Below are 25,864 nucleotides of genomic sequence, written 5' to 3'. Positions count from 1 at the left end.
AAGTTGTACTTATTCCGGACTATTTCAAACCCAATCGACTAAATTTACTCTATGAAGAGATCAGCTTTGATCCTATTTACCTCAATTCTTTTGAGCTCCTGCTCGGAAAACTACTTACCTAAACCGCCTGGATATAATCGTATCGATCTCCCAGAACATGAGTTTCAGGAGCTAACTAGGGAGTTGCCCTATCAATTGGAACATTCTAAATATAGCCAAGTGGAAGCAGACTCCTTTAACCTAGCCGAGAAGAACTGGATTAATCTTCACTATGTGGATTTTGGGGCTAAAATCCATATGACTTATAAGGAGATCGATGGGGATGAGGTAGACTTCAGAACCTTATCCGAGGATGCATTTAAGCTAACCGCCAAGCATCAAATCAAGGCTTACGGAATTGAAGAGGCCATCACCATCACTCCAAATGGATACACAGGTGTGGTGGCTGAATTGGAGGGAGAAGTTCCTACCCAGTTTCAATTCTTCGTAACAGATTCAACTCAGCACTTTTTGAGAGGAGCCCTGTATTTCAATACCGCGATGAAAAATGATTCACTCGCCCCAGTAATTGAATACATCAAAATTGATATGGCTCACTTGATGAATTCTGTCACCTTTGAAAATTAATCCAGTGTCTTCCAGGTTTTCAGCATCACTAAGCCTGAAGCTAAAGCGATCAACCCGCAAACTATTCCTCCAAGAATTTCGCTGTAAATAAAGAATCCAGTGGAGAAAAGCGCGGTATAAACCATCACAGAGCCCAAAAGCATCATTCCGATTTCTTTCGGAAGCTGTCCTGGATTTTGTTTGATTTCTGGATATTTATCTAGGATTTTCTTCCAGCCGAAGGAAGCTGGACTCACTTTTTTGTAAAAGCTTAACAATACCTCATCCTTTTCAGGCTGGGTAAAGAATGTGACCAGAAGCCATCCTACGGTAGTAATTGAAACACTGTAAATAAGCTTCAAATAAGCCTGGTCTTCAGGAATGTCAATCAGTCCAATATTTGGATTTATGGCCTCAAAAAAGATTGCAACCACAAAAGAAATAGCCATAGCAGAAATTTCTGTATAAGCATTGATCCTCCACCAAAACCATCTCAGAATGAAGATCAAACCCGTGCCGGCTCCGATCTGAAGGAGAATATTAAATGCATCCAAGGCACTCGAAAGTGCTAAAGCCAAAACAGCGGATAAAACCATTAATGTGACAGTCGAAATTCTTCCCACCGCTACTAATTCCTTATCAGAGGCCTCTGGCTTTAAGAATCTTAGATAAAAGTCATTTACAATATATGATGAGCCCCAATTAAGATGTGTAGATAAAGTCGACATCACAGCGGCAATCAAAGAGGCCAAAACAATTCCGATTAATCCAGTGGGTAAAAAGGTGAGCATAGCCGAATATGCGAGATCATCCCCAAGCTTGTCTTCTGTAATGGCAGGGAAGGCCGCTTGCATGTCACTAATATTTGGGAAGATCACCAATGAAGCCAAAGCTATCAGTATCCATGGCCATGGCCTTAATGCATAGTGCGCAATATTGAAAAAGAGGGTTGCTCCCATTGCATTTTTTTCATCCTTGGCTGAAAGCATTCGCTGCGCAATGTAACCACCACCACCTGGCTCAGCACCAGGATACCATGTAGCCCACCACTGTATAGCAATCGGTAAAAGGAAGAAAGGTATGTAGGCATTGGGGTCAGAGAAATCAGGAAAGAAATCCAGTTTATCCGCTACCATTTCATGGGAAAGAAGGTTACTTACCGAACCAATTTCCGGAAGGTCTATGATGTAATAAGCAGCTCCAAAAGAGCCAATAATCGCAATGAAGAACTGAAAGAAATCAGTCAACAAAACCCCTTTCAAACCACCAAGCGAACTATAAACCACCGTTACTACTGAGGCTATAAGCAAGGTCTGCACTGGGGAGAGTCCAAGCATTACCCCACCTATCTTAATAGCGGCTAGCGAGACCGTAGCCATAATCACCACATTAAAGAATACCCCGAGATATATGGCCCGAAATGCCCTTAAGAATGCTGCACCTTTACCAGAATACCTCAATTCATAAAACTCTAAATCCGTGGTCACTTCTGATCTACGCCAGAGCTTAGCATATACAAAAACAGTCAGCATTCCAGTAAGTAGGAAAGCCCACCAGGTCCAATTCCCAGCGACACCATTTTTTCTGACAATATCAGTGACAAGATTTGGAGTATCAGCAGAAAAGGTGGTTGCAACCATGGAAACACCCAAAAGCCACCAGGGCATATTTCTACCTGAAAGGAAGAACTCTTTAGCGGATGAACCTGCCTTTTTGGATGTAAAAAGACCGATCAGAAGGGAAACAAGAAAAAAGGCCCCAATAATGGCCCAATCAATTCCGGTAACATTCATAGCTTCTAGGTTGGGGTGAAAAGAAGGTTTATTAATTTTTTTTATAAAAGCATAAAAACTTCTATAATATTTTTAGCAATGTATCATAAAAAGTTTATCAAGGAAAGAAAAATACAATTAAGTTTTGGCATTTCTATCAAGTAAAGTTCAAGCACACAATCCAAGTGAATCCATAAACTCCGGAGGTAGTTGAATGATTAACTTTGAGATTCATCCCGTAGATTTGGGAAATGAATTCCGAGCAAATCCATTCTGTTCTTTCTCATTTCCCAATAGGGAATTTGGAGGCGATGAGGTACAAACCTTTTGGTAATGGCCATATTCATCGCACTTTTCTGGTAGAGACCAAGGCTAAAAAGTTCATCTTGCAGGAATTCAATGATGAGGTATTTAAGTCTCCTGAAAAAATCACCAAAAATCAGAAAACCCTTCATTCGGAGGCTAAGTTCGAAAGATTACCTTTTCAGGTTCCCCTCCCAATCCCAAGGAAATCCGGTGAACTTCTTTATCGAAGCAAAGAAGGTTTGTTCAGACTTTTTGATTTTGTGGAAGGAAAATCAATAGACTATCCAGAAAATCCGGAACAGGCTTTTCAGGCTGCAAAGAGCTTTGGGAGCTTTGCGGCAGCCATGAACTCTATTCACCCAGAAAGTCTGAGTGAAACCATACCTGATTTCCATCGCCTCGATTTAAGATATGAGCGTTTTCTAAATGTTTTATCTCAAAGTACCCATTCGGAGGAACTGAATCCCATCACAGACTTTTACAAAAACCAGGGTAATCTTGTATATACTTACAGCCAATCTATCCGTACACTCCCCCTACGGATCACTCATAACGACACCAAGCTTAATAACCTCATTTTCTCTGAAGATCTGAAAAATGTAAATGCGGTGGTCGATCTGGACACGATAATGCCGGGCTACATTATGTATGATTTTGGTGACTTAGTACGTACTGCTGCTTCTGGAGCGGATGAAAACAGCGAAGACTTGGCTCAGGTTAACCTGCAAGTTGCCCTATTTGAGGCCTTGCTCAAAGGATATTTAAGCGGTTTCGGGAAAGACATTTCAAAGCCCGAGATAGAATCTTTAAAACTAGCCGGGGAATACATGACCCTCATGATGGGCCTTCGTTTTTTGACTGATCATCTGGAAGGAAACGTGTATTATCATGTGCATCATCCTTTGGCAAACTTAAACCGCGCAAAGAATCAAATGAAGCTCTTGGGGAGCATGCAGGAAAAAAGGGAAGAGATTGAAGGAATTTTTAACTCACTTGGCTCTGACAAAAACTGACATTCCATTGCCTGATGAAGGTGAAGAACATAATTTGCCTTTCGGATAAACCTCAGCTCAATTGCCCGGTATTTTTGACACGAAAATAGAATTTCTCAAAGGCGTTGGCCCACAGCGAGCTGTGCTCATTAATAAAGAGCTGTCTATTTTCACCTATGGAGATTTAATCCAACACTACCCATTTCGCTACGAGGACAGGAGCCGTTTTTGGAAAATAAATCAGCTAAGTAGAGACCTTGAGAATGTTCAGGTGGTTGCCAAGGTGAAAAAGCTAGAAATTCTGGGAATTGGTGGCAAAAGAAGATTGGTAGCTGAGGTGGTGGATGAGACAGGCTCCATGGAAATGACCTGGTTCAAAGGAATCCAATGGGTTCAAAAAAAGCTACCCATCGGCGCAGTTTACGTTTTCTTCGGAAAACCCGCCCAATTTGGTAGAAAATGGAGCATTGCTCACCCGGAGATGGAGCCACTTTCCCAGTCTCGGGAGCAAAGAAACAGTTACCAACCTGTCTACTCTACTACCGAAAAACTGAAAGCCAGATTTCTGGATTCCAGGGGAATCTCAAGACTTCAGGAGCAGCTTTTGGCTCTTACCCAAAACCAAATTAGGGAAACCCTATCAACGGAGCTCATGAATCGTTTTGGCCTGATAGGGAAAAAAGAAGCTTTGAAGGAGATTCATTTCCCAAGTTCGGGCAAGGCTCTTCAGGCGGCAAAAAAGAGATTGAAGTTCGAGGAATTTTTTTTCCTACAGCTCAGGCTACTCAAAATGAAGCTTACCCGAACAGCAAAATCTCCCGGTCAGATTCTTTCGAACACCGACTTACTCAATGAATTTTATGCCAACCATATTCCCTTTGAACTGACAAATGCTCAAAAAAGGGTGATTCGGGAAGCTTATCGAGACATGAAATCCGGTAAGCAGATGAACCGATTGATTCAGGGGGACGTGGGTAGTGGGAAGACCATGGTTGCTTTTATTTGTATGCTTCTCGCGATAAGCTCAGGAGCCCAATCCTGCCTTATGGCTCCCACGGAAATTTTAGCGAACCAGCACTTTGAAGGTCTGAAGGAATATGCTGATCTCATGAATCTTAAAATTGCTTTGCTTACTGGTTCAAGTAAAAAAAGTGAGCGAAGTCAGATTCATGAGGAATTATTAAGTGGAGAACTGAAAATTCTGATTGGCACCCATGCCCTTTTGGAAGATGTGGTTCAGTTTAAAAATTTAGGTCTTGCTATAGTCGATGAGCAGCATAGATTTGGTGTGGCCCAGCGGGCAAAGCTTTGGGCAAAAAATGAAAATTTCCTGCCACATGTCTTGGTGATGACCGCCACCCCGATACCTAGAACATTGGCTATGACCCTTCATGGGGATCTTGAAATTTCAGTCATCGATGAATTGCCTGCAGGTCGTAAACCCATCCAAACGGTACATCGATACGACAAAGATCGCTCCCTAGTCTTCAGCTTTATCAAAAAGGAAATCAAAAAAGGAAGACAGGTTTACATCGTGTATCCTCTCATTGATGAATCAGAAAAGCTGGATTTGAAAAATCTTATGGATGGATATGAAAGTATTTCGCGGGCTTTCCCAGAGTTTCCTTTGAGCATTGTTCATGGGGGAATGAAGGCCGATGCCAAAGATTACGAAATGCAGCGATTTGTGAAGGCTGAAACCAAAATAATGGTTGCCACGACCGTGATCGAGGTTGGCGTGAATGTCCCTAATGCTTCGGTGATGATTATTGAAAATGCTGAACGTTTTGGACTGTCACAACTGCATCAGCTGAGAGGAAGAGTGGGAAGAGGTGCAGAGCAAAGCTATTGTGTTTTGATGAGTAAATATGAACTCTCAAAAGACTCAAGAATCCGATTGGACACCATGGTTCGGACAAACGATGGCTTTGAAATCGCCGATGTGGACTTAAAACTTCGCGGTCCGGGAGATATGATGGGAACCCAGCAAAGTGGTGTTACAGACTTACTCATTGCTGACTTAAGTAAAGATGCACCTTTGTTAACCCTTGCCCGAGATGCGGCTGAATTAACTTTAGGAAATGACCCGGATCTAAGTTCAGAAGAAAATCGTCCTATCCTCAATCAAATCCGGACTCAGAAAAAACATGCAATTAATTGGAGTCGGATTTCTTAGATTTTCTTCCAAAAAGGGATCCTATTCTACGGAAAGTCTTTTTCTCCCACTCCCAGAAGAACTTGAATTGGCCAAAAATAAAACCATAAAACAAAAGCAGAATTTGGTATAGGGGCAATACGAGCAAGAGGTAAAAAACTGTGTTTACAAAGCCTCCTTTTTGAACACCAAAAAAATCTAGTACGGGCTGCTTGATAAATAGAATGGTGGTTCCGGTAAAAGCAAACACAATGAGTACTATGATGACCTGCTTCAGGCTATCCAAATTCCACTTTTCCTGAAGTTTTTGCAAATAGTTCTTTTTCTGATTTTCTTCACTCATAGGTTTTTTTTACCAAGTAAATACACCTTCATTCAGTTGATTAAGCGCTTTTTGCTTGACTTTTGAATCTACCAATACCGACACATTGTGACGGCTTCCTCCATAAGAAAGCATCCGCACCGGAATCCCTTTCAAGGCATCCAAAACCGACCTTAAGGTCCCTTCATCTTCGGCAATTCTATTTCCAACAATACAAATGATAGACTGCCCGGAATCTACTTCCACATTCCCAAGAGGTTCAAGCTCCTCCACAATGAAGTCAAGGTGACTAAGCTCATCAATGGTTACCGACACCGCCACCTCAGAGGTCGTAATCATGTCGATGGGAGTCTTGTACTTTTCAAAAATCTCAAAAACTTTTCTCAGGAATCCGTATGCCAAAAGCATTCTACTGGACTTGATCTTTATGGCCGTGATGCCATCCTTGGCGGCTATCGCCTTTACACCATCCCTTGGAACCTCATCTTTGATGATCGTTCCCGGTGCCTCAGGCTGCATGGTATTCAAAAGGCGCACAGGAATATTGTATTGTTGGGCTGGCCAAATAGAAGCTGGATGGAGAATTTTGGCACCAAAATAGGCGAGCTCAGCAGCCTCGTCAAAGGAAAGCTTTGCGATAGGCCTGGTCCGATCTACCACCCTTGGATCATTATTATGCATACCGTCTATATCCGTCCAGATCTCACAAACCCGTGCTTTGGTAGCCGCTGCGATCAATGAGGCGGTATAATCACTACCTCCACGTTTGAGATTATCCACTTCGTTTCTGTGATTTTTGCAGATGTAACCTTGGGTGATGAAAAGTCTATTGGTACCGTCATTTTGGTCAAGAATAGACTTTAACCTTTTGGAAATCTTCTCGAGTTCTGGCTCTCCATTTTCGTCTATACTCATGAAGTCCAAGGCTATTAGAAAAGTAGCCTCCACATTTTTCTCTTCCAAAAGGATAAAGAAAAGCTTGGTAGAAAGCAATTCCCCCTGTGCAAGGATATCCAGATTCAGGGCCTCATTAAAGGAGATTTTTAGAAGAATATTTAAAAACTCAAAATGCTCATCAATTACCTTCTTTGCCTTTTCTCTTCCCTCTTCACTTTCAAGAAGGGCAAGATAAAACTCCAAGTAATGTTGATTTAAGGCATCTATTCTCTCCTTTGCAAGCTGACGATCAGCTTCCGCTAAGGCTTCTCCAATTTGCGTCAATGCATTGGTAGTTCCTGATAATGCTGATAAAACAACGATGGTATCCTCTCCGGTATTTGATACCAGCTCCATCACCTGATGCATACGTTCTGGGCGACCCACAGAGGTTCCCCCGAATTTCATTATTCTCATTTCAAAAAAGCAAAGTTGGTTATTTAGAAACCTAGCATTTTAATGGCGGTAATCGCCGCTTCATCTCCTTTGTTTCCATGCTTTCCACCAGCACGATCAAGGGCTTGTTGCTGGTTATTTGGAGTCAAAACCCCAAAAATCACAGGCTTGTTATATTTTAAACCCACGTTTGTAATCCCATGAGCCACTGCATCACAAATGAAATCAAAATGCTTAGTCTCACCCTGAATCACGCAACCCAAACAAATCACAGCGTCGATATCCGCTTCGCTGGCCATCCACTGCGCAGCAAGGGTAAGTTCAAAAGAGCCAGGGACATTCTTACGAATGATATTCTCCTTGTGAGCTCCATTGTCCAATAAAGTTTGATATGCCCCGGAATAAAGTGATTCTGTCACTTCCTCATTCCATTCTGAAACGATTATAGCAAAGGTTTTCCCACTCACATCAATGATGTTTTTAGAGGAATGATCGCTTAGGTTTTTATTGGAGGTTGCCATTTCGGAATATAATTTTTTCGAACAAAAAAAGAGTAAGACCCACGCCTTACTCTTTAAATATCATGATTGATTCACAAATTAATTAGAAGCAAGACCCTCTAGTCTGGCTTTATGTTTTCGAGCCCCAGCAAATTCATAAGACTCGAAAAACTCATCTTCAATTCTCTGGTATACTTCTATTGCATCTTCAAGCTGTCCCGCTTCTTCATAAGCTATAGCTAGCTTAGAAAGATATTTTGGAGTGAAATATTTATCGTCCTGATACTCCGCAGCTCTTTCATAATATGAGATCGCTTCTTGAGTATTACCCAATTCTAAATTAGCATCACCTATGAGCGAATATGCCTTAGCCTGCACAAGATAATCGTCAGAAGAAAACTGCTCCAAGTGAGTCAATGCATCCGTAAAATTCATTTCACTCATGTAGATTGAACCAATGTAAAAATGAGCCAAGTTCGCTGCATCCGTACCTTTGTACTCATCTACAATTTGTAAGAAACCTGAATTGATCCCATCACCGTTCAAAGCGAACTCAACACTATCCTGCTCATAGAAATAAACCGCCTGGAACATATCTTCCTGTGCGTTTTCATTCTGGTTCTGATTGTTGATTTGGAAATAAAGGATTACTGCAATAACAAGAATTCCAGCTCCCAGAATTCCACCTAATATTTTACTATTTTTCTTTACAAATTCTTCACCACGACCAAGTCTTTCTGCGATCATTGATGGGTCTTCCAATAGATCGTTTGCTGGATCGTGATGCTTCGTTTTGCTTCTTTTAGTTGCCATACTGCTCAAATTTCAGCCGCAAATATACGGTTTTTATAAATACCTCAAAGACAAATAAAAAAGCCATGAAGCTGAGAATCACTTCATGGCTTCTTTTTTGATTTTTTAAGGTTATTCCATGGTAAATGGATAGTCCTCCTGAACATACACATCCTCAAATGCTGCCTGTCCGTCTGGCCATGGAGACTCCTCTGCAAACTTCACAGCATCAGCTACCTGCTTTTTCACTTTCGCGTTGATTTCGCTGATTTCTTCTTCAGTAAGGATTTTATTGTCCTGAATGGTCTTCAGTACCTGCTCGATTGGGTCGCGCTGTTTGTACTCTTCCACCTCTTCTTTGGTTCGGTATTTCTGCGGATCAGACATAGAATGCCCCTTATATCGATAAGTTCTGAACTCAAGAAGAGTTGGACCATCACCTCTTCGAGCTCTTTCCGCTGCTTCTGCCACTGCCTCATGGATTGCCTCTACATTCATCCCATCTACTGGGAAGGCAGGCATATCATAAGATTCTCCTATCTGATACAGCTCTGTCACATTCGAAGTTCTTTTCACAGAGGTACCCATGGCATAGCCATTATTCTCGATTACGAAAATTACAGGAGTCTTATAAAGCATGGCTAAATTAAAAGCTTCATGGACTGCACCTTGCCTCACTGCTCCATCACCCATATGACAGATGCAGAGATTTTTTGTTCCCTTATATTTTTCTGCAAAGCCAATTCCAAGTCCCATAGGAACCTGCGCCCCTACGATACCATGACCTCCCATAAAATTCCTTTCCTTATCAAAAATGTGCATAGAGCCACCTTTTCCCTTGGTGGTTCCGGTGGCTTTGCCAAAAAGCTCCGCCATCACCGCACCGGGATCAGTTCCCAATCCCAGCGGATGAGCATGATCACGATAGGCAGTGATCCACTTGTCATCTTTTTCAAGGGCAGTAATCGCCCCTGATGCACAGGCTTCCTGCCCAATGTACAAATGACAGAACCCTCTAATTTTTTGTTGACCGTAAAGTTGACCGGCTTTCTCCTCAAACCGTCTCATCAAGAGCATACTCTCGTACCAAAAGGTATAGGTCTCCTTTGAATATTTCGCTTTCGCTTTCGCCGTAGTCCGTCTTTTTGCCATATCTAACTGATCAATTTTGCTAATTTTAGGCCTCAAATATAATCAACCCTACCTAAAAATAAGGGTAGCAATCAAATAATTAAACCCGCAGATGCACCTGAAGTCTCTGGAGCTCATCAATTTCAAAAATCACCTAAAATCCAGGCTACTCTTTTCCAAAGAGATCAACTGCATAGTGGGACTGAATGGAAGTGGAAAAACAACCATTCTGGATGCGATTCATTATCTATCCCTAACAAAAAGTGCCATTCAATCCAGTGACACCCTTAATGTGCTCCATGATCAGCCTTTTTTTACCATTAAGGGTGATTTTGAGCTTTCCAGACAAAACCTAGAGGTGAGATGTACCATGGAGCAGGGGAAGAAAAAAACTATTTTCCAGAATGAAAACCCATTGTCCAGAAACTCAGAACATGTCGGTACAATCCCGCTGGTCTTAATCGCTCCCGATGATACAGATTTGATTCGCGGGGGAAGTGATGGAAGAAGGAAGTTCTTTGATGGCCTTATTTCTCAACTGGATCGTGAATACTTACAAAAACTGATTCGCTACCATAATTTTTTGAAGCAAAGAAATGCTTTATTGAAAAGATTTGCAGAAACAGGCAGACCAGATTTTACGCTTCTGGGTAGTTACGATGTGGAACTCATCTCTTTAAGTGAAAGTCTCGCGAGTAAAAGAAGTGCACTATTAGACGAGTTAGGCCCCATTCTTCAGAAATACTATGAAGAACTTTCCGAGGGACAGGAAAAGGTGGAAATCAGCTATGAAACCAGAGCTCTGGATAAAAATTTTGAGGATTATTTTTTTTCAAAGCGGGATCGTGATCTAATGATTAAAAGTACAGCCGCGGGTATCCACAAAGACGACTATCACTTTTTAATAAATGGACATCCCTTAAGAAAGATCGGAAGTCAAGGACAGCAAAAGTCATTTATCATTGCCCTAAAGCTAGCCCAGTTTCAAATCTTCGAAAAAGAAAAAGGAGAAAAACCACTTCTTCTCCTAGATGATATTTTTGATAAACTGGATGACAAGCGAATCGAGCAGCTGATGAAGCTAATCTCCAAACATACTTTTGGTCAGATTTTTCTGACGGATGCCCGTCCGGAAAGATCGTATTCGATTCTTTCTGAATTAGATGCTGAGGCCTTTTTCTTTGAGGTAGAATCTGGAACGGTGAAGCAATAGGCTAATTACCAAAGCCTCTCAGGATACTCCCCGGACTCATGCAAATTTTTTAATGACTCAATCACCACAGGTTTATCTTCTGTGTAGGTTACCCCAAACCATGTTTTGCCACCAGGCAAAATCTCAAACGCTGCTTTACCTTCCTGAATGAGATTATTTGCTACAGTTGGAATGTAGAATTCGGATTTTAGATTATGAAGATTTGCAGGAAGAAATTCATCCCACATCCTTTGCACATCTGCAAAAACATCCGCGTGAAAACCCCAAAAATTCATGCTTACCGGAGTACCCTCTTTAATCACTAATTCCTGATCTTCACCTCTACTCACAATTTTATCCCCTTCTCTGGCGATAGAGGTTCTTTCGGTCATTCCTATCAGCTGGCCTTTTTCATTGGTCTCACAAACCCCGCGACTTACAGTTCCATTTTTAGAAAGTACATTCTGAATAGCATATCCGACCATAGCATGTAAATCAGGCTTCACTTCTTCAGAAAGAAACTTGCCAAGTACTTCAAAGGCTTCCTTTCCATAAAAATCGTCTGCATTGATGACGGCAAAGGGTTCATGAATCACATTTTTTGCACAAAGCATGGCATGGGCCGTACCAAAAGGTTTCACCCGATCTGCCTGACGAAGTTCCGCTGGAACAAAGCTTTCCAAAGACTGAATCACCCATTCCACTTCGATCTTTCCTTCTAGCTTCGGCATAAATTTTTCCCGAGCTACTTCAAGAATCTCATCTCGCACGATCATCACCACTTTACCAAATCCGGCTCGAATGGCATCAAAAATGGAATATTCCAGAATAGTTTCTCCATTGGGCCCGAAGCCGTCGATCTGCTTATTTCCACCATATCTACTTCCCATTCCGGCAGCGAGCACTAAAAGTGTTGGTTTTTGATTCATCTTCCTTTGATAAAATTTGAGGCAAAATTAAATCATTATTCCGCCGAGCCAAGGAATTGTTCCAATAAAGACCTTTGAAGAAATGGACAAAAAAAATCCCCGACTGAATGTCGGGGATATACCCTAAAAAGCGGGTTTGAAGTAGCGATTGAGAATGGCTCCATGGAGCCTCTCAAACATCTGATAACACCAGTTTTTAAATTCCTCAGCTTCCTCAGGCCTGATTAAGCGAAGGCCTTTTCTAAGTTCTCTCTCAAATAAGTACTTACTGAAGCTGACCTTTTGCAGAATGGTCTTTACATATTCGATCATACTTTAAAGAGTTTAGAAGTTATTAACTGATTTTAAGTCTCCATACGGAGTCAAATCCAATGATGTTACGTTATTTTGAGGATCATTCCAAATAGAATAATCCCTATTTTCGCAGTCATGGGTAAAACGCATTTACTTACGTCTTTGGTATTTTTCCTCACTCTTTTTTCAGGAGTGCTTTTGGCTCAGGAAGTTACGATTGATTTAGGTCCAACCGAGATTGGTATCAATGAAACCTTTACGATTAAAGTCACTTTGGAAAATGAAAAAATCCGGTCGAATGCCGAGTTTCCTGAAATTCCAGGATTTCAAAAACAGGGCGTTTCTCAGTCCTCCTCCATGAATTTGATCAATGGTCAAATGACCAGTTCAAATAGTTTCATTCAGTATTACAAACCACTTCGACAGGGAACCACAACCTTGGCTCCTTTCACTATTGAAATCAATGGGAATGAATACTCCTCTCCCGGACAAGAAATCACTGTAACCGAAGCAGTTTCTAATCAGGGCTTTGGTGGAAGTCCTAGTGATCCTTTTTCCGATTTCTTCTCCAGAAGGCCTACCACCGAACCTGAATATATTGAAATGGAGGACGACGCATTTTTTGGTGTTTCAGTGGATAAAGAGGAAATCTATGCGGGTGAAGGATTCACTATGAACCTGGCTTTTTACATGTCTGAGGAAAATCAAGCGCCTTTCCAATTTTATGAGCCTGGACAGCAACTGGATAAAATCCTTAAAGAAATTAAGCCCACAAATGTTTGGGAGGAAAACTTCAATATCACCAACATTGAACCTGAAAAAGTCAATTTCAACGGAAAGCAATGGACCCGATATAAGGTTTACGAGGCGACGTTTTTCCCATTTGCCGAAGGAGAAATAAAAATTCCTTCTATAGCCTGGGACATGATTAAATATAAGGTGGCCAGAAATCCAAGCTTTTTTGGTGCCAACCGACTTGAGGATATCAAAACATTCTATTCGGCCCCAAAAACCATTGCAGTGAAACCACTGCCTCCACATCCTTTGAAAAATGAAGTCAGCGTGGGAGAATTTCAGCTTAGAGAAAACATTGATGAAGTTTCTGTCGAAACAGGACAAGGGTTTGATTATAGCTTTGGAATCAGCGGTGTAGGAAATATTAATTCCATCTCTCCCCCGAAAAGTCTTTCCGTCCCAAATCTCAGCACCTATGACCCGAATGTCAGGCAGCAAATCAACAGAGGCTATGGGCGGGTTTCCGGGATAAAGGAATTTAACTACTACATCACCATAAACGAAGCCGGAGAATATAACCTGGCAGATCAATTTGAATGGATTTACTTTGATCCCTCCCGGGAAGTTTATGACACGCTAAAGTCAGCAGCTAAAATACTGGTGAGCGGTGAGTCCAAAGTGAACGAATCCATCTCAAATCTTCGTCTTGGCGGGGTTTATGATCGAATTGCGATAGAAGACAACAAGTTTTTAAACGAGGAATATAAGTACTATTTTGCCGCGGCGATCAATGCTTTGCTCTTGCTAGCTGTAATAATTTTGGTCGTGTTGATAATTCGCAGAAAATAATGGGGAATTCTTTCGGTAAGCTTTTCCGGATCACCACTTTTGGTGAATCTCATGGCAAAGCTTTAGGTGTGATTATTGAAGGCTGTCCTGCAGGACTGATGATCGATGAAGCTCAGATCATCAAGGAAATGCAGCGGCGTAAACCCGGCCAATCCAAAATCACCACTCAAAGAAAGGAAGAGGACCAAATTCAGATTCTGTCTGGTGTTTTTGAAGGAAAAACCACTGGTACTCCAATAGGGATCGTCATCCCGAACTCTGATCAAAAGAGCAAAGATTATTCTCACATCGCTGATAAGTTCCGCCCCTCACATGCGGATTTTACTTATTTCGCAAAATATGGAATCCGTGATTACAGAGGCGGCGGTCGCTCCAGTGCAAGGGAAACTGCGGCCCGAGTAGCTGCAGGAGCTATCGCAAAGCAACTTTTGAATCATTACGGAGTCTCTATTCAAGCATATGTTTCACAGGTTGGGGATTTGGCCCTAACCAAGAATTACAAAGAGATGGATTTGGCGAAAGCCGAAGAGAATATCGTTCGATGCCCAGATCCTGAAACTGCTGAAGAGATGGTCACACTGATCGATTCGGTAAGAAAAAACAGGGATACCATTGGCGGTATAGTCACTTGCGTGATTCAAAATACACCAGCTGGAATTGGAGAACCTGTTTTTGACAGACTTCATGCGGAGTTAGGAAAAGCCATGCTGAGCATAAATGCGGTAAAAGGATTCGAATATGGCAGCGGCTTTGACGGAGTCAAGATGAGGGGTTCTGAACACAATGACTCCTTCGTGCAGAAAGAGGGTGAAACGAGAACCACCACAAATCATTCGGGTGGAATCCAAGGAGGAATCTCCAATGGAGAGGACATTTATTTTAATGTGGCCTTTAAACCAGTAGCCACTATTATGCAGGATCAGCAGTCGGTAAATGAAGATGGAGAGCGGGTAACTGTTTCGGGAAAAGGCAGACATGATCCCTGTGTAGTGCCCAGAGCCGTACCGATCGTGGAAGCCATGGCCGCTTTAGTCATTGTCGATTATATTTTGTTGGCAAAAAGCAATAAACTGTAAGCCATCAACCTGAAAAAGATGTTCAAAAAAATCCCATTACATACACAAATTATCATCGGACTTGTCCTGGGTCTTGCATTTGGGCTGGTGGTAATTTTCACAGCCATACCCAGTTCTTTCACGATTGATTACATCAAGCCGGTAGGGACCATTTTTATTAATTCCCTAAAGATGATTGCCGTACCCTTGGTGTTGGCATCGCTTGTAGTGGGAGTTTCAAACCTTGGTGATATTTCTAAGCTGAGTAGAATTGGTGGTAAAACCATCACCATTTATCTGTGTACCACAGTGCTGGCGGTAACCATGGGTCTACTCATGGTAAATGTATTTAAACCAGGAAAAAGCCTTCCTCAGGAGACCCGGGAAAACCTCATGAGTCTGTACGAAGGAGATGCCGGATCCCGAATGGGTGCAGCTGCTGAATTACAAAACCAGGGACCCCTACAGCCTTTGGTTGATATCGTTCCGCAAAACTTCTTTCAGGCAACAACGGATAATGGAGCCATGCTTCAGGTCGTGTTTTTTGCCATCCTTATTGGAATTGCACTTTTGAAAATCCCAAAAGAAAAAGCAAATCCGGTTATCGCATTCTTCGATGGGTTTAATGATGTCATTATTCAGATTGTGAATTTCATTATGATGATTGCTCCATATGGTGTATTCGCATTAATGGCTTCATTAATTGTAGAAATTGCCGGGGATAATCCAGATTCAGCTTTTGCACTTCTATTTGCCCTTTTAAAGTACAGCCTCGTGGTAGTGGGTGGTTTACTGTTTATGATTTTGGTGGCATATCCCACTTTACTGAAGCTTTTCACTAAAATTAATTACTTGGATTTTTTCAAGGCAATTCGTCCGGCTCAATTATTGGCTTTTTCCACAAGTTCAAGTTCTGCCACACTTCCAGTGACGATGAAGCAAGTAGAAGAAGAACTCGGTGTATCGGAAGAGGTATCCAGCTTTGTACTTCCCCTTGGAGCCACAGTAAACATGGACGGAACCAGCCTTTACCAGGGTGTTGCCGCAGTATTTATCGCCCAGGCCCTAGGAATGGATTTAAGCATCACCCAGCAGCTGATGATTGTATTGACGGCTACTCTGGCCTCCATTGGGTCTGCTGGAGTTCCGGGGGCAGGTTTAATCATGTTGATCATTGTTTTGGAATCTATCGCTGTTCCTGCCGCAGGCATTGCGTTGATTTTAGCACCTGATAGAATTTTGGACATGTTTCGGACGGTGGTCAATGTGACCGGCGATGCTACGGTATGTACCGTGGTGGCCAGCACCGAAGGAGAGCTTCCTGACGGGCTTTTGAGAAAATCCAATCCTTTTACTGCAAATGAAAGTGTGCAGGAGGAAGATTGATTATAAACTTTGCACAAAACAAAAAAGCCTGCTATAGTGATTATAGCAGGCTTTTTCATTCTGAGTACGCTTTTATTTTAAGCTTCCAGTCATATCTTCTGGTCTTACCCATTGATCGAACTGTTCTGAAGTAAGAAGATCTAAAGCAATAGCGGCCTCCCTTAGACTTGTACCTTCCTTGTGAGCTTTCTTAGCTATGGCTGCAGCATTCTCATATCCTATATGCGTATTTAATGCAGTTACCAGCATCAGAGAATTTTCTAAGTGCCTCTTGATCATCGAATCATTTGGTTTGATTCCTACCGCGCAATTATCATTGAAGGAAACGCAGGCATCTCCAATCAAACGAGCTGACTGAAGGAAGTTTGCGGCAATCATCGGTTTAAATACATTAAGCTCAAAGTGTCCTGTCGAACCACCCACGCTGATGGCCACATCATTTCCCATTACTTGGGCAGCGACCATGGTCAAAGCTTCACATTGCGTTGGATTTACCTTCCCAGGCATAATTGAGGATCCGGGCTCATTTTCAGGAATCAATATTTCACCAATTCCGGATCTTGGTCCAGAAGATAGCATTCGGATATCGTTTCCGATCTTCATTAAAGAAACTGCCAATTGCTTCAAAGCCCCATGAGCCTCAACCATGGCGTCATGAGCAGCGAGAGCCTCAAATTTATTCGGTGCCGTGACGAAAGGATGTCCAGAGAATTCAGCAATTTTTTCTGCGACCTTTTCAGCATAGCCCTTCGGTGTATTCAACCCTGTGCCAACTGCTGTTCCACCTAACGCGAGTTCTGACAGATGATCCAAGGTACTTCTTAGGGCTTTTAATCCATGATTCAATTGAGCTACATAACCAGAAAACTCCTGTCCCAAAGTGAGTGGTGTGGCATCCATAAAATGGGTTCTTCCAATTTTAACCACATTTTCGAAATCTTTTGCCTTGGCATGAAGCGTATTTCGAAGCTGTTCCACCCCTGGAATGGTGGTTTCCACTACCATCTTATACGCGGCGATATGCATAGCAGTAGGAAAGGTATCATTGGATGACTGAGACTTGTTTACGTCATCATTTGGATGAATCTTTTTCACTGAATCCTCAAGAGATCCACCCAAAAGCACATGAGATCTGTAGGCGATTACCTCATTCGAATTCATATTGGACTGTGTGCCTGAGCCTGTTTGCCATACCACCAAAGGAAACTGATCATCAAGCTCTCCTCTCAAAATCTCATCACAAACTGTAGAAATAGTGTCTGCCTTTTCCTGAGCCAGTACTCCCAACTCAGCGTTGGTTTGCGCAGCCGCTTTTTTAAGAATGGCAAATGCCCTGATAATCTCTATAGGCATCTGATTTTTCTCTCCGCCGATCTTAAAATTGTTGATGGACCTTTGAGTTTGGGCTCCCCAATATTTGTCCGCAGGGACCTCTACCGGACCCATGGTATCTTTTTCTATTCGAATGCTCATGTTCGTGTTGTTTTTTGGACCGCTAAAATACAGCCCATGAGGTTTTTTGCCTAGCCAATCATCAGATTAATCCTTAACCTGGAGGTCAAGGAGCTCCATAAATATGTCTCTTGACACCTTTACCTGACGTTGGAAAAAGAAAACTGAAATAAAATAATTCAACACTCCTGCCAGAAGGCAGAACAGGGCGTAACTAAGCTCGGAGCTTACCCACGCAAATACCACGGCAAAGATGATTAACAGAACAGACCAAAGTCCAAGAAAAAACTTTGCACCGGGGAAAAGTCGGAATTTTAAAAAAATAATGGTCCCCCGAGGTGTAGCTTCTAATTCTCCCAGTATCAGAGGCAGAAAAGTATCTCCCTTGTCCACAATCTTGGAAATTTTGAATCCAGATTCAGCGATTAGCCCATTGAATTTTACTCCTTCTCGAGTCATACTCCTGCGATCCAGATAGTTAACCTCGGATGTTGCCTTCTTCAAACAGTCCCTTACCTCTTCCTTGGAAAAGGAGCTGACAAGAGTCTCAGAGTGATATGGAAGCCAATGTGCCACTAAATCATTTTACTGCAATACAAGAAATCTCCACATTTACATTTTTTGGAAGCATAGAAACTTCCACCGTCTCGCGGGCTGGGGGGTTGGTTTTAAAATATTGACCATAAGCCTCATTAACCGCGACAAAATCCCCCATGCTCTTCACAAAAATACTGCACTTAACCACGTTTTCGAAACCAAAGCCAGCCCTCCTCAATACGGCTTCCATATTTTTCATAACCGCATGAGTTTCCTCCGTGATATTTTCATTTATCAGATTTCCTTCCGTATCCAAAGCAATGTTTCCGGAAACGTAAAGTGTATCCCCAGCTAAAACGGCCTGAGAATAAGGCCCGATGGGTTCGGGTGCTTCGGGTGTATAAATGATTTGTTTGCTCATGATTTACCTATTAAAAAAGATTCGATGATTAAATTGTTTTTGCCTCATTCCAGTAAACGTTCATTTCGTCAAGAGTCATATCCGAAATTTGCTTTCCTGCCTCTTTCGCCGATTGCTCCAAGTACTGAAATCTTTTGATGAATTTAAGATTGGTTCTTTCCAAGGCTTCCTCTGGATTAATGTCAATGAATCGAGAGTAGTTTATCAGGGAGAAAAGTAAGTCTCCGAATTCTTCAGTAGCCTTTTCCTTATCTACTTTCTCTGACAAGGCTCCATCGTACTCGGTATGAAATTCCTGCATCTCTTCCTCCACCTTTTCCCAAACCTGCTCTTTTTCATCCCAGTCAAAACCAACCCCTCGGGCTTTTTCCTGAATCCTCATCGCCTTAATCAAAGCGGGAAGGGACTTTGGGACTCCTCCCAACACAGACTTATTCCCTTTCTCTTTCAGCTTTATTTTTTCCCAATTTTGCTTCACCGCTTCCTCGTCTTTGGCTTCTGTATTTCCATAAATATGTGGATGCCTCCGGATAAGTTTTTCGCAAAGCGAATCAATTATTGTGGAAATATCGAAGGTTTCTTCCTCTGAGCCGATCTTGGCATAAAAAACTATATGCAAAAGCAGATCTCCAAGCTCCTTTTTGATTTCGTCTGCATCACCATCCAAAATGGCATCAGAAAGTTCAAAGGTCTCCTCGATGGTCAAATGTCGAAGACTTTCGGTTGTCTGCTTTTTGTCCCATGGACATTGAGCCCTCAGCTCATCCATTATGGTCAAAAGTCTGTCAAATGCCTCTAGCTTTTGGGCTCTGGTACTCAAATTTGTCATGAATGAGGAAACTATGAAGAAAGTGTGGACGTTGTCAAAGTAAAGTTTTAAATTTGCGCAATAATATTCGTTATGGCAACTGTATATCTTACCCTTGGTTTTATCGCTTTGTTCTTTATTCTGATGTCCGTAAGGCTTCTCTTTTTAAAGAACGGGGAGTTCAAAGGGACATGTGCTTCACAAAACCCTTATCTAAATAAGGATGGGGGAACTTGTAGCTATTGTGGCAAGACTGTAGATGCGAATAGTAGCTGCGGAAATCCTGATAACGAAGTAGATAAGGTACTCGCCAAATTCAAATAATTCAGTAGCCTCTTAAATGGAGGCTTTTCTTTTTCAATAAATCTTTTCTAAGTGGCATTAATCAAGTCAATCTCCGGTATTCGAGGTACTATTGGAGGCAAGGTGGGCGAAGGTCTTTCACCCGTAGATGTTGTCAAGTTCGCATCAGCCTATGGCTCATGGGTTCTTGATCATTCAGAAAACCGAAAAATTGTAATTGGAAGAGACGCGCGTCTTTCCGGTAAGATGGTTTCAAACCTGGTCGCATCAACGTTACAAGGCCTTGGAATCGATGTGATCGATTTGGGGCTAAGTACCACCCCTACAGTCGAGCTGGCAGTTCCAATGGAGAAAGCAGGAGGAGGTATTATTTTGACGGCAAGTCATAATCCCATCCAATGGAATGCACTCAAACTTTTAAACCATCAAGGAGAATTTATTTCTGCTCAAGAAGGTCAGGATATTCTAGCAAGAGCTGAAAGCGAAGATTTCGAATTCGCCGAAATAAGGAAACTTGGCAAGTACATCCAGATCAATGACTACATGGATAAACATATCCAGCATGTACTCAATTTGGAACTAGTAGATGTAGACGCCATAAAAGCCCGCAAGTTCAAAGTAGTGGTGGACGCAGTTAATTCTACGGGAGGTATTGTGGTGCCAAAGCTTCTTGAAGCGTTAGGAGTAGAGGTGATCGAGAAAATGTTTTGTGAGCCGACAGGAGATTTTCCTCACAATCCTGAACCATTACCTGAACATTTGAGGGATATTTCTGCCAAACTGGAAAAAGGGAATTTTGATCTTGGAATTGTAGTGGACCCGGATGTGGACCGACTAGCCTTTGTAAATGAAGATGGCTCTCCATTTGGAGAGGAATACACATTGGTAGCCGTAGCGGATTATGTTCTTTCAAAGACTCCAGGAAATACTGTGTCTAATCTTTCTTCTACTCGTGCCTTGAGGGATATTACTGAGAAACACGGAGGGGTTTATCACGCGGCAGCGGTTGGAGAGGTGAATGTAGTAAATCAAATGAAGGCAGTGAATGCCGTAATAGGCGGAGAAGGGAATGGAGGAGTAATTTACCCAACTTCACATTATGGTAGAGATGCTTTGGTTGGAATCGGACTCTTTTTGACCCATTTGGCTAAAACAGGGAAATCCATCTCCAGACTTCGAGCCACTTATCCAGGGTATTTTATTTCCAAAAATAAAATTGAACTCACTCCCGAACTCAACGTGGATAAAATCCTTTCTGAGATCAAAACCAAATACAAAAACCACGAAATCAATGAAATTGATGGGGTGAAAATCGAATTTGAAAAGGAATGGGTACATTTGCGGAAGTCAAACACAGAGCCAATAATCAGGATTTATTCTGAATCCCAGTCTGAAGCCACTGCTGAACACCTGGCGCAAAAGATTATTCAGGATATCAAAGAGATTGTCAACTCCACTGTGATTTGATTCATATTGAAATAACCTAACATTTGAAGAAATGAAAGTTTACCTCGATAACGCTGCGACTACGGCTATGGATGATCGAGTGATCGAAGCTATGCTGCCATACATGAGAAATCATTATGGAAATCCATCCTCGGTGCATAGTCATGGTAGGGAAGTACGTACTGCAATAGAAAGAGCCAGAAAAAAAGTTGCGGAGCTTTTGAATGCAAGCCCGAGTGAAATTTGCTTCACTTCTGGAGGTACTGAGGCGGATAATATGGCTCTTTTGGGAAGTATAGAAGCCCGTGGGATTACTCATGCCATCACATCCCCGCTTGAGCACCATGCTGTTCTTCATACTCTCGAGATATGTGAACAAAAGGGACATATCAAATTGAGTATCCTCAATGTCAATGAAAAAGGTGATCTTGACCTCGAACAACTTGAGGATTTGTTAAGAAATAACCCAAACAGCCTTGTTTCCTTGATGCAGGCTAATAATGAAATTGGCAATATCAATGATATTGAAAAAATTGGAACCCTTGCGAAAGAGTATGGGGCATTTTTTCATTCAGACACGGTGCAAACAATGGGGCATTACACCCATGACCTTTCTACCTTGCCTATTGATGCCCTTGTAGCCGGCGGACATAAATTTCATGGTCCTAAAGGTTCCGGTTTTTTGTACTTAAACAAGGAGAAAAAAATCCCCCCATTTATCCACGGTGGAGCTCAGGAAAGAAATATGCGTGGTGGCACTGAAAATGTAATAGGTATCGTGGGCATAGCCAAAGCTCTTGAAATAGCCTATGAAGATATGGCTGATCATCAAAAGCATATTGAATCCTTAAAAACCAGGTTTATTGAAGAATTAAAAGATGGAATCCCTGGGGTAGAGTTTAATGGTAACTCCGCAGATTTAAATAAAAGCCTTTACACAGTTTTAAGCGTGAGCCTTCCTCCCTCTGAGACAAACCGGGGCATGCTTCTTTTTAATCTTGACCTGGAGGGTATTTCAGCATCTGGAGGTTCGGCTTGCAGCTCAGGAGCCACAGTAGGCTCACATGTTCTTAGAGCGCTTCACCACTCCCCAGAACGTGATGCTGTTCGTTTTTCATTCAGCCGATTTAATACCATGGATGATGTGCTCTATACCACAGAGAAACTTAAATCACTTTACGCGGTAGAAGAAGTGTAAAAAAGGGAGCTTTGAAGCTCCCTTTTTTTAGAAATCACCCCAGATTGCTGTGGGGATGAGCAAAATCGCATTATACGCTCCATGAAAAAATATAGCGTATTTAAGACCATGTTTCATCCGAATGAAGCTCAATACCAGCCCTAATAGAAATTGTGCCAAAACTAATATTGGCATGAAATAAAAGTATTGAGACCAATCTACATTTTGGTAATTGCCAAGGTGAACAAGACCAAAGAAAGCGGCGGAGGTATAAACCACAAATTTGAGTTTCGGAGGATCATTTTCCTTTACTTTCATCCAGCAGTAAAAGAGATAGCCCATGTAGGCTACTGGGATATACCAAAGTTCAGACAAAAAAAGAATCGCCAAACCTATTCCCCAGAAAAATGAATTTCGTTTGTAATCCAAATGCATTCTGAATGCAGGCTCCTCAAGAATTGGGGCAAGAATAATGGCTCCAGCCACTACTATCCATTTATAATCCCTCATCAGCTCTTCCACCATGTTGTCGAACTGAAGATCCAGCTGTTCCATAATCAGCCCATAAGGCGTAATTACGACTAATACTGCAAAAAGCAGAACAAAAAAATCCTTCGCAGTCATGGGAGTATACTCCTCAAATCGGCTTGGATTTTTTAAGAAGGAAAAGAGGTCCTTTATCATTTAATTAGAAGGGTTATAGGCTGTTTCATACGGTGACCAAATCTCATAGATTGGGTCCCCCCGTGAACTTAATCCTGAATGATGCCACTCTCCATCAATGACTTCAAAATCGAACTCCAAGGAAGCTCCTACTCGACTATCATCCCTTGAGAAAAAGGTAATGTTTTCTGTATATTTTCCATTTTCAGCAGTATAGGTCCCTCCTCCTGAGCCCATAAACTCCTTCGTTTCTGAATTAAAAGCAACCCACTGAAAACGACCTCCGCTTAGAATTTTAATAGTTCTCCTAGCACCAGGTGTAGATCGACTGATTTCATCATTTCTTTTCCTCCCGGTAATCACCCAGTTTCTGGTTAGCTGGTCGGAATTTCCTTCAATTCTTTCCCATATTTCTACCAGCATCCCATTATCGGTATTGGCAGAAATAACCATTTTCCCATCTACCATATCCAACTTGAAAATTGTAGCAGTCCCTACCTGTAGAGGATTAAGAGTGAAAAAGTCGAGCGTTTCAATATATTTTTCGCCATCTACTTCGATAGGACCACCTCCAGCTGCGACAAAATGATTATCGCTAAGGCTTTTTGCTCCGAAGGAAAAGTAGTCATCCTGAATAATTTTTACATATTCCATATCGGTCACCATTTGACCGTTTTGATGCGTGAGCTTCCAGGCTCCTTCTATATCCTGTGCATGAGCAAAGCTAAAAGCCAGGACAAAGGTTAGAATCAAAAGATTTTTCATTGCTTTTCTTTTTGTTATAAGATTAAATAATCAAACTTATCACAGATTTAAAAGCAATTCCCCAGAATTGGTCTTTTTCAGATTCAAAAGGTAAATGGATGAAGGAGTTTGTGATAGGAAATACCTTGGAAGAGGCTTTATCGCTTGTGCCAGAAGGTGCAATAAAAAAAATCAAAATAGACGGGAAGTTATTTGGTATTACAAGGAGAAATCAGGAATTCTTTGTCTTTGATGCTTTCTGCCCGCACAGAGGAGCTTCTCTAATTCAAGGTAGTATTAACCAGAAGGGTGAGATCATTTGCCCTCTTCATCAATATAGGTTTGAATTAAAAGGAGGAAAGGTTAAGGCAGGGTACTGTCCAGATTTGGAAACGTATCCATCGGAGCTTTCAGAAATTGGCTTAAAAATAAAAGTACCAATATGATTAGTACAGTCTGCTTCCATCAGGAACAGGCCTCTCAACCGTGGTGATCACCACTCCTTCTTTGGTATCAAATCCTGTGATCAAGATCTCTGACATGAAATCGGCTATTTGCCTAGGCTTAAGATTGCATACACAAACCACTTGTTGACCGATTAATTCCTCCGGGTTATAGACCGAAGTCAGTTGTGCTGAAGATTTCTTTAACCCCATTTCTTCTCCCAGATTTACCCAAATTTTGTATGACGGCTTTCGAGCATTATCAAACCTTTGAACTTCTTTTATCGTACCCACTCGGAGATCGATTCGTGCGAAATCTTTGAAATCAATCGTTTGCATCGTGATATTTTTTCTTAATTTTACGAACCTTTTCCAACAATAAATGTTAACTAGTCGCAAGAAACTGCAAAACATGCTTTCTAAAACGACCTTTACCATGAAAAAACTACCTTTCGTTGCTCTTTTAACGATCGGTTTCTTCTTTTTTGTTGGTTCGGGATATGCTCAATCGGAGCAAAATTCTGATCAGGACAAGGAAAATCCTGACGTAATTAAAGATAGACCAGTTAGTTCTGATGTAGTAATGTCAGATGGTCTTTTGGATATCGAATCATCAACACCTTCCAAAAACCTCCCAAATTCAATAGGTCAACCTAAGACGCCTACAAGGCAAGAAGAAAAAACCGAAAAGGTTGTTGCAAAAAAGGAAGAGGGCGCTTCGACCCTCTCATTTAATTTATTTCTTTATATCGTAGACAAATTCAAAGCTGACTAATTCGAGCTTTTGAATTTTTCAATTTCATCTAGGGATATTTTTCCTTCAAAAAACGCGCGTCCAAAGAGTACTGATTGAACTCCCATATCCCTCAATTTTTTGAAATCGTCTATCCCGCGAATCCCTCCACTGGCTCTTAAAGATATAGTCGGGAACTTATCAAGAACCTCCTTATATAAACCAAGATTAGGGCCTTCCATTACCCCATCTCTGGAGATATCTGAAACCTTCACATACTTTAGTCCTCTTTCATAAAAAAATTCTATATGGTCAAAAAGATCAATTTTGGTCTTCTTGAGCCAACCGCGAATTTTAATCTTGTAGTCTACCGGATCGGTGTCCGCTGCCAGAATAATTTTTTCCCTCCCATAGCTGAGGATAAACTGGGCAAAACGCTCAGGATGATTTGCTGCGGCCGAGGAAATCGTAACTGTTGCAGCTCCATTCTCGAAAGACTTTATCACATCACCATCTGTATTTACCCCTCCGGTAAAGTCTATTTTAAGATCAGTATATCCGGCTATCGCTTCGAGGATATGATAATTTTTAGGTTCACCTCTTCTGGCACCGTCTAAATCAACAAGATGAATTCTTCCTATCCCAACTGATTCAAAGGATTGGGCAATTCCGAGAGGATTGTTTGAGATTACCTCCTCAGTAGAAAAATCACCTCTCTTCAGTCTCACACATTTGCCATCAATTAGCCAAATGGAAGGTATAATTTCAAAATTGCTCACAGTCTGGATG

Annotated in this window: 28 protein-coding genes; 12 read left to right on the top strand and 16 right to left on the bottom strand. The window is 41.7% G+C overall.

From position 1 onward, the window contains the following. The first annotated feature begins 51 nt into the window (after positions 1-51). Positions 52-627: a gliding motility lipoprotein GldD gene (gldD, locus tag QVH07_RS08805; RefSeq protein WP_289999797.1), complete on the top strand. Its 576-nt coding sequence runs from the start codon at positions 52-54 to the stop codon at positions 625-627. Here the strand turns inward: gldD and QVH07_RS08800 are convergent. Further along, positions 624-2,399 (bottom strand): sodium:solute symporter family protein, encoded by a 1,776-nt coding sequence (locus QVH07_RS08800; protein WP_289999796.1) that lies wholly within the window; start codon positions 2,397-2,399, stop codon positions 624-626. The two genes, gldD and QVH07_RS08800, sit on opposite strands and share 4 nt — an antisense overlap. Positions 2,400-2,629: 230 nt before the next feature. Here QVH07_RS08800 and QVH07_RS08795 point away from each other — a divergent pair, with 230 nt between their 5' ends. Both QVH07_RS08795 and recG read left to right on the top strand, forming a co-directional pair. Then, positions 2,630-3,697, top strand: coding sequence for a phosphotransferase enzyme family protein (locus tag QVH07_RS08795; protein ID WP_289999795.1), 1,068 nt, complete (start codon positions 2,630-2,632; stop codon positions 3,695-3,697). Between the two features lie 61 nt (positions 3,698-3,758). Beyond that, entirely contained in the window at positions 3,759-5,852 is a 2,094-nt protein-coding gene (gene recG / locus QVH07_RS08790) for an ATP-dependent DNA helicase RecG (protein ID WP_289999794.1), read from the top strand. On the opposite strand, the gene QVH07_RS08785 is transcribed toward recG, so the two are convergent. The 5 genes from QVH07_RS08785 to pdhA all read right to left on the bottom strand — a co-directional run bounded on the left by QVH07_RS08785 (position 5,830) and on the right by pdhA (position 9,929). Then, positions 5,830-6,174 (bottom strand): DUF6787 family protein, encoded by a 345-nt coding sequence (locus QVH07_RS08785; RefSeq protein WP_289999793.1) that lies wholly within the window; start codon positions 6,172-6,174, stop codon positions 5,830-5,832. The genes recG and QVH07_RS08785 overlap by 23 nt on opposite strands. Positions 6,175-6,183: 9 nt before the next feature. After that, positions 6,184-7,506, bottom strand: a complete 1,323-nt coding sequence (locus tag QVH07_RS08780) for an aspartate kinase (RefSeq protein ID WP_289999792.1) — start codon at positions 7,504-7,506, stop codon at positions 6,184-6,186. A 23-nt stretch (positions 7,507-7,529) separates the two neighbouring features. Further along, positions 7,530-8,006, bottom strand: a complete 477-nt coding sequence (gene ribH / locus QVH07_RS08775) for a 6,7-dimethyl-8-ribityllumazine synthase (RefSeq protein WP_289999791.1) — start codon at positions 8,004-8,006, stop codon at positions 7,530-7,532. 78 nt (positions 8,007-8,084) lie between these two features. Then, a complete protein-coding gene (locus tag QVH07_RS08770; RefSeq protein ID WP_289999790.1) occupies positions 8,085-8,798 on the bottom strand; it encodes a tetratricopeptide repeat protein in 714 nt (237 codons plus the stop codon). 111 nt (positions 8,799-8,909) lie between these two features. Then, positions 8,910-9,929: a pyruvate dehydrogenase (acetyl-transferring) E1 component subunit alpha gene (gene pdhA, locus QVH07_RS08765; protein WP_289999789.1), complete on the bottom strand. Its 1,020-nt coding sequence runs from the start codon at positions 9,927-9,929 to the stop codon at positions 8,910-8,912. 91 nt (positions 9,930-10,020) lie between these two features. Here pdhA and recF point away from each other — a divergent pair, with 91 nt between their 5' ends. Further along, positions 10,021-11,121, top strand: coding sequence for a DNA replication/repair protein RecF (gene recF, locus QVH07_RS08760; RefSeq protein ID WP_289999788.1), 1,101 nt, complete (start codon positions 10,021-10,023; stop codon positions 11,119-11,121). 5 nt (positions 11,122-11,126) lie between these two features. Here the strand turns inward: recF and QVH07_RS08755 are convergent, their stop codons facing one another. Then, complete coding sequence (locus QVH07_RS08755; protein ID WP_289999787.1) at positions 11,127-12,029, bottom strand: nucleotidyltransferase family protein; 903 nt, start codon at positions 12,027-12,029, stop codon at positions 11,127-11,129. Between the two features lie 123 nt (positions 12,030-12,152). After that, on the bottom strand, positions 12,153-12,341 hold the full coding sequence (locus QVH07_RS08750) for a hypothetical protein (RefSeq protein WP_289999786.1): 189 nt from the start codon (positions 12,339-12,341) through the stop codon (positions 12,153-12,155). Between the two features lie 117 nt (positions 12,342-12,458). Between QVH07_RS08750 and QVH07_RS08745 the strand changes: the two genes are divergently transcribed. Genes QVH07_RS08745 through QVH07_RS08735 form a run of 3 tightly spaced genes read left to right on the top strand, consistent with a single transcriptional unit; the run spans position 12,459 to position 16,348 of the window. Then, entirely contained in the window at positions 12,459-13,907 is a 1,449-nt protein-coding gene (locus tag QVH07_RS08745; protein WP_289999785.1) for a BatD family protein, read from the top strand. Further along, positions 13,907-14,983: a chorismate synthase gene (aroC, locus tag QVH07_RS08740; protein WP_289999784.1), complete on the top strand. Its 1,077-nt coding sequence runs from the start codon at positions 13,907-13,909 to the stop codon at positions 14,981-14,983. The genes QVH07_RS08745 and aroC overlap by 1 nt, the downstream gene beginning before the upstream one ends. 18 nt (positions 14,984-15,001) lie before the next feature. Then, complete coding sequence (locus QVH07_RS08735; RefSeq protein WP_289999783.1) at positions 15,002-16,348, top strand: dicarboxylate/amino acid:cation symporter; 1,347 nt, start codon at positions 15,002-15,004, stop codon at positions 16,346-16,348. A 72-nt stretch (positions 16,349-16,420) separates the two neighbouring features. Here QVH07_RS08735 and fumC read toward each other — a convergent pair whose 3' ends face one another. From fumC to mazG, 4 genes are all read right to left on the bottom strand, one after another. Then, positions 16,421-17,821 (bottom strand): class II fumarate hydratase, encoded by a 1,401-nt coding sequence (fumC, locus tag QVH07_RS08730; RefSeq protein WP_289999782.1) that lies wholly within the window; start codon positions 17,819-17,821, stop codon positions 16,421-16,423. A 66-nt stretch (positions 17,822-17,887) separates the two neighbouring features. Beyond that, complete coding sequence (locus QVH07_RS08725) at positions 17,888-18,376, bottom strand: hypothetical protein (protein ID WP_289999781.1); 489 nt, start codon at positions 18,374-18,376, stop codon at positions 17,888-17,890. 4 nt (positions 18,377-18,380) lie between these two features. After that, positions 18,381-18,758 (bottom strand): RidA family protein, encoded by a 378-nt coding sequence (locus QVH07_RS08720; RefSeq protein WP_289999780.1) that lies wholly within the window; start codon positions 18,756-18,758, stop codon positions 18,381-18,383. Between the two features lie 28 nt (positions 18,759-18,786). Then, on the bottom strand, positions 18,787-19,587 hold the full coding sequence (mazG, locus tag QVH07_RS08715; RefSeq protein ID WP_289999779.1) for a nucleoside triphosphate pyrophosphohydrolase: 801 nt from the start codon (positions 19,585-19,587) through the stop codon (positions 18,787-18,789). A 72-nt stretch (positions 19,588-19,659) separates the two neighbouring features. On the opposite strand from mazG, the gene QVH07_RS08710 reads away from it, so the two are divergent. The 3 genes from QVH07_RS08710 to QVH07_RS08700 are packed head-to-tail and all read left to right on the top strand — an operon-like array spanning position 19,660 to position 22,513. After that, positions 19,660-19,890 (top strand): hypothetical protein, encoded by a 231-nt coding sequence (locus tag QVH07_RS08710; protein ID WP_289999778.1) that lies wholly within the window; start codon positions 19,660-19,662, stop codon positions 19,888-19,890. Between the two features lie 51 nt (positions 19,891-19,941). Next, entirely contained in the window at positions 19,942-21,336 is a 1,395-nt protein-coding gene (glmM, locus tag QVH07_RS08705) for a phosphoglucosamine mutase (RefSeq protein WP_289999777.1), read from the top strand. Between the two features lie 31 nt (positions 21,337-21,367). Further along, entirely contained in the window at positions 21,368-22,513 is a 1,146-nt protein-coding gene (locus QVH07_RS08700) for a cysteine desulfurase family protein (protein WP_289999776.1), read from the top strand. A gap of 27 nt (positions 22,514-22,540) precedes the next feature. Here the strand turns inward: QVH07_RS08700 and QVH07_RS08695 are convergent, their stop codons facing one another. Then, on the bottom strand, positions 22,541-23,176 hold the full coding sequence (locus QVH07_RS08695) for a CPBP family intramembrane glutamic endopeptidase (RefSeq protein WP_289999775.1): 636 nt from the start codon (positions 23,174-23,176) through the stop codon (positions 22,541-22,543). Continuing rightward, positions 23,177-23,920 (bottom strand): hypothetical protein, encoded by a 744-nt coding sequence (locus QVH07_RS08690; protein WP_289999774.1) that lies wholly within the window; start codon positions 23,918-23,920, stop codon positions 23,177-23,179. Between the two features lie 98 nt (positions 23,921-24,018). Here QVH07_RS08690 and QVH07_RS08685 point away from each other — a divergent pair, with 98 nt between their 5' ends. Continuing rightward, positions 24,019-24,345, top strand: a complete 327-nt coding sequence (locus tag QVH07_RS08685; RefSeq protein WP_289999773.1) for a Rieske (2Fe-2S) protein — start codon at positions 24,019-24,021, stop codon at positions 24,343-24,345. On the opposite strand, the gene QVH07_RS08680 is transcribed toward QVH07_RS08685, so the two are convergent. Next, positions 24,346-24,681 (bottom strand): tRNA-binding protein, encoded by a 336-nt coding sequence (locus QVH07_RS08680; protein WP_289999772.1) that lies wholly within the window; start codon positions 24,679-24,681, stop codon positions 24,346-24,348. A 97-nt stretch (positions 24,682-24,778) separates the two neighbouring features. Between QVH07_RS08680 and QVH07_RS08675 the strand changes: the two genes are divergently transcribed. Continuing rightward, positions 24,779-25,117 (top strand): hypothetical protein, encoded by a 339-nt coding sequence (locus QVH07_RS08675; RefSeq protein WP_289999771.1) that lies wholly within the window; start codon positions 24,779-24,781, stop codon positions 25,115-25,117. Here QVH07_RS08675 and QVH07_RS08670 read toward each other — a convergent pair. Continuing rightward, positions 25,114-25,854 carry a 1-(5-phosphoribosyl)-5-[(5-phosphoribosylamino)methylideneamino]imidazole-4-carboxamide isomerase gene (locus QVH07_RS08670; RefSeq protein WP_289999770.1) on the bottom strand — a complete coding sequence of 247 codons (741 nt, stop codon included), beginning with the start codon at positions 25,852-25,854 and terminating at the stop codon, positions 25,114-25,116. The genes QVH07_RS08675 and QVH07_RS08670 overlap by 4 nt on opposite strands. Positions 25,855-25,864 lie beyond the last annotated feature (10 nt).

The organism is Algoriphagus sediminis, from assembly GCF_030403435.1.
Taxonomy (GTDB): Bacteria; Bacteroidota; Bacteroidia; order Cytophagales; family Cyclobacteriaceae; genus Algoriphagus; species Algoriphagus sediminis.
This window is presented reverse-complemented; position numbering and strand designations above follow the sequence as displayed.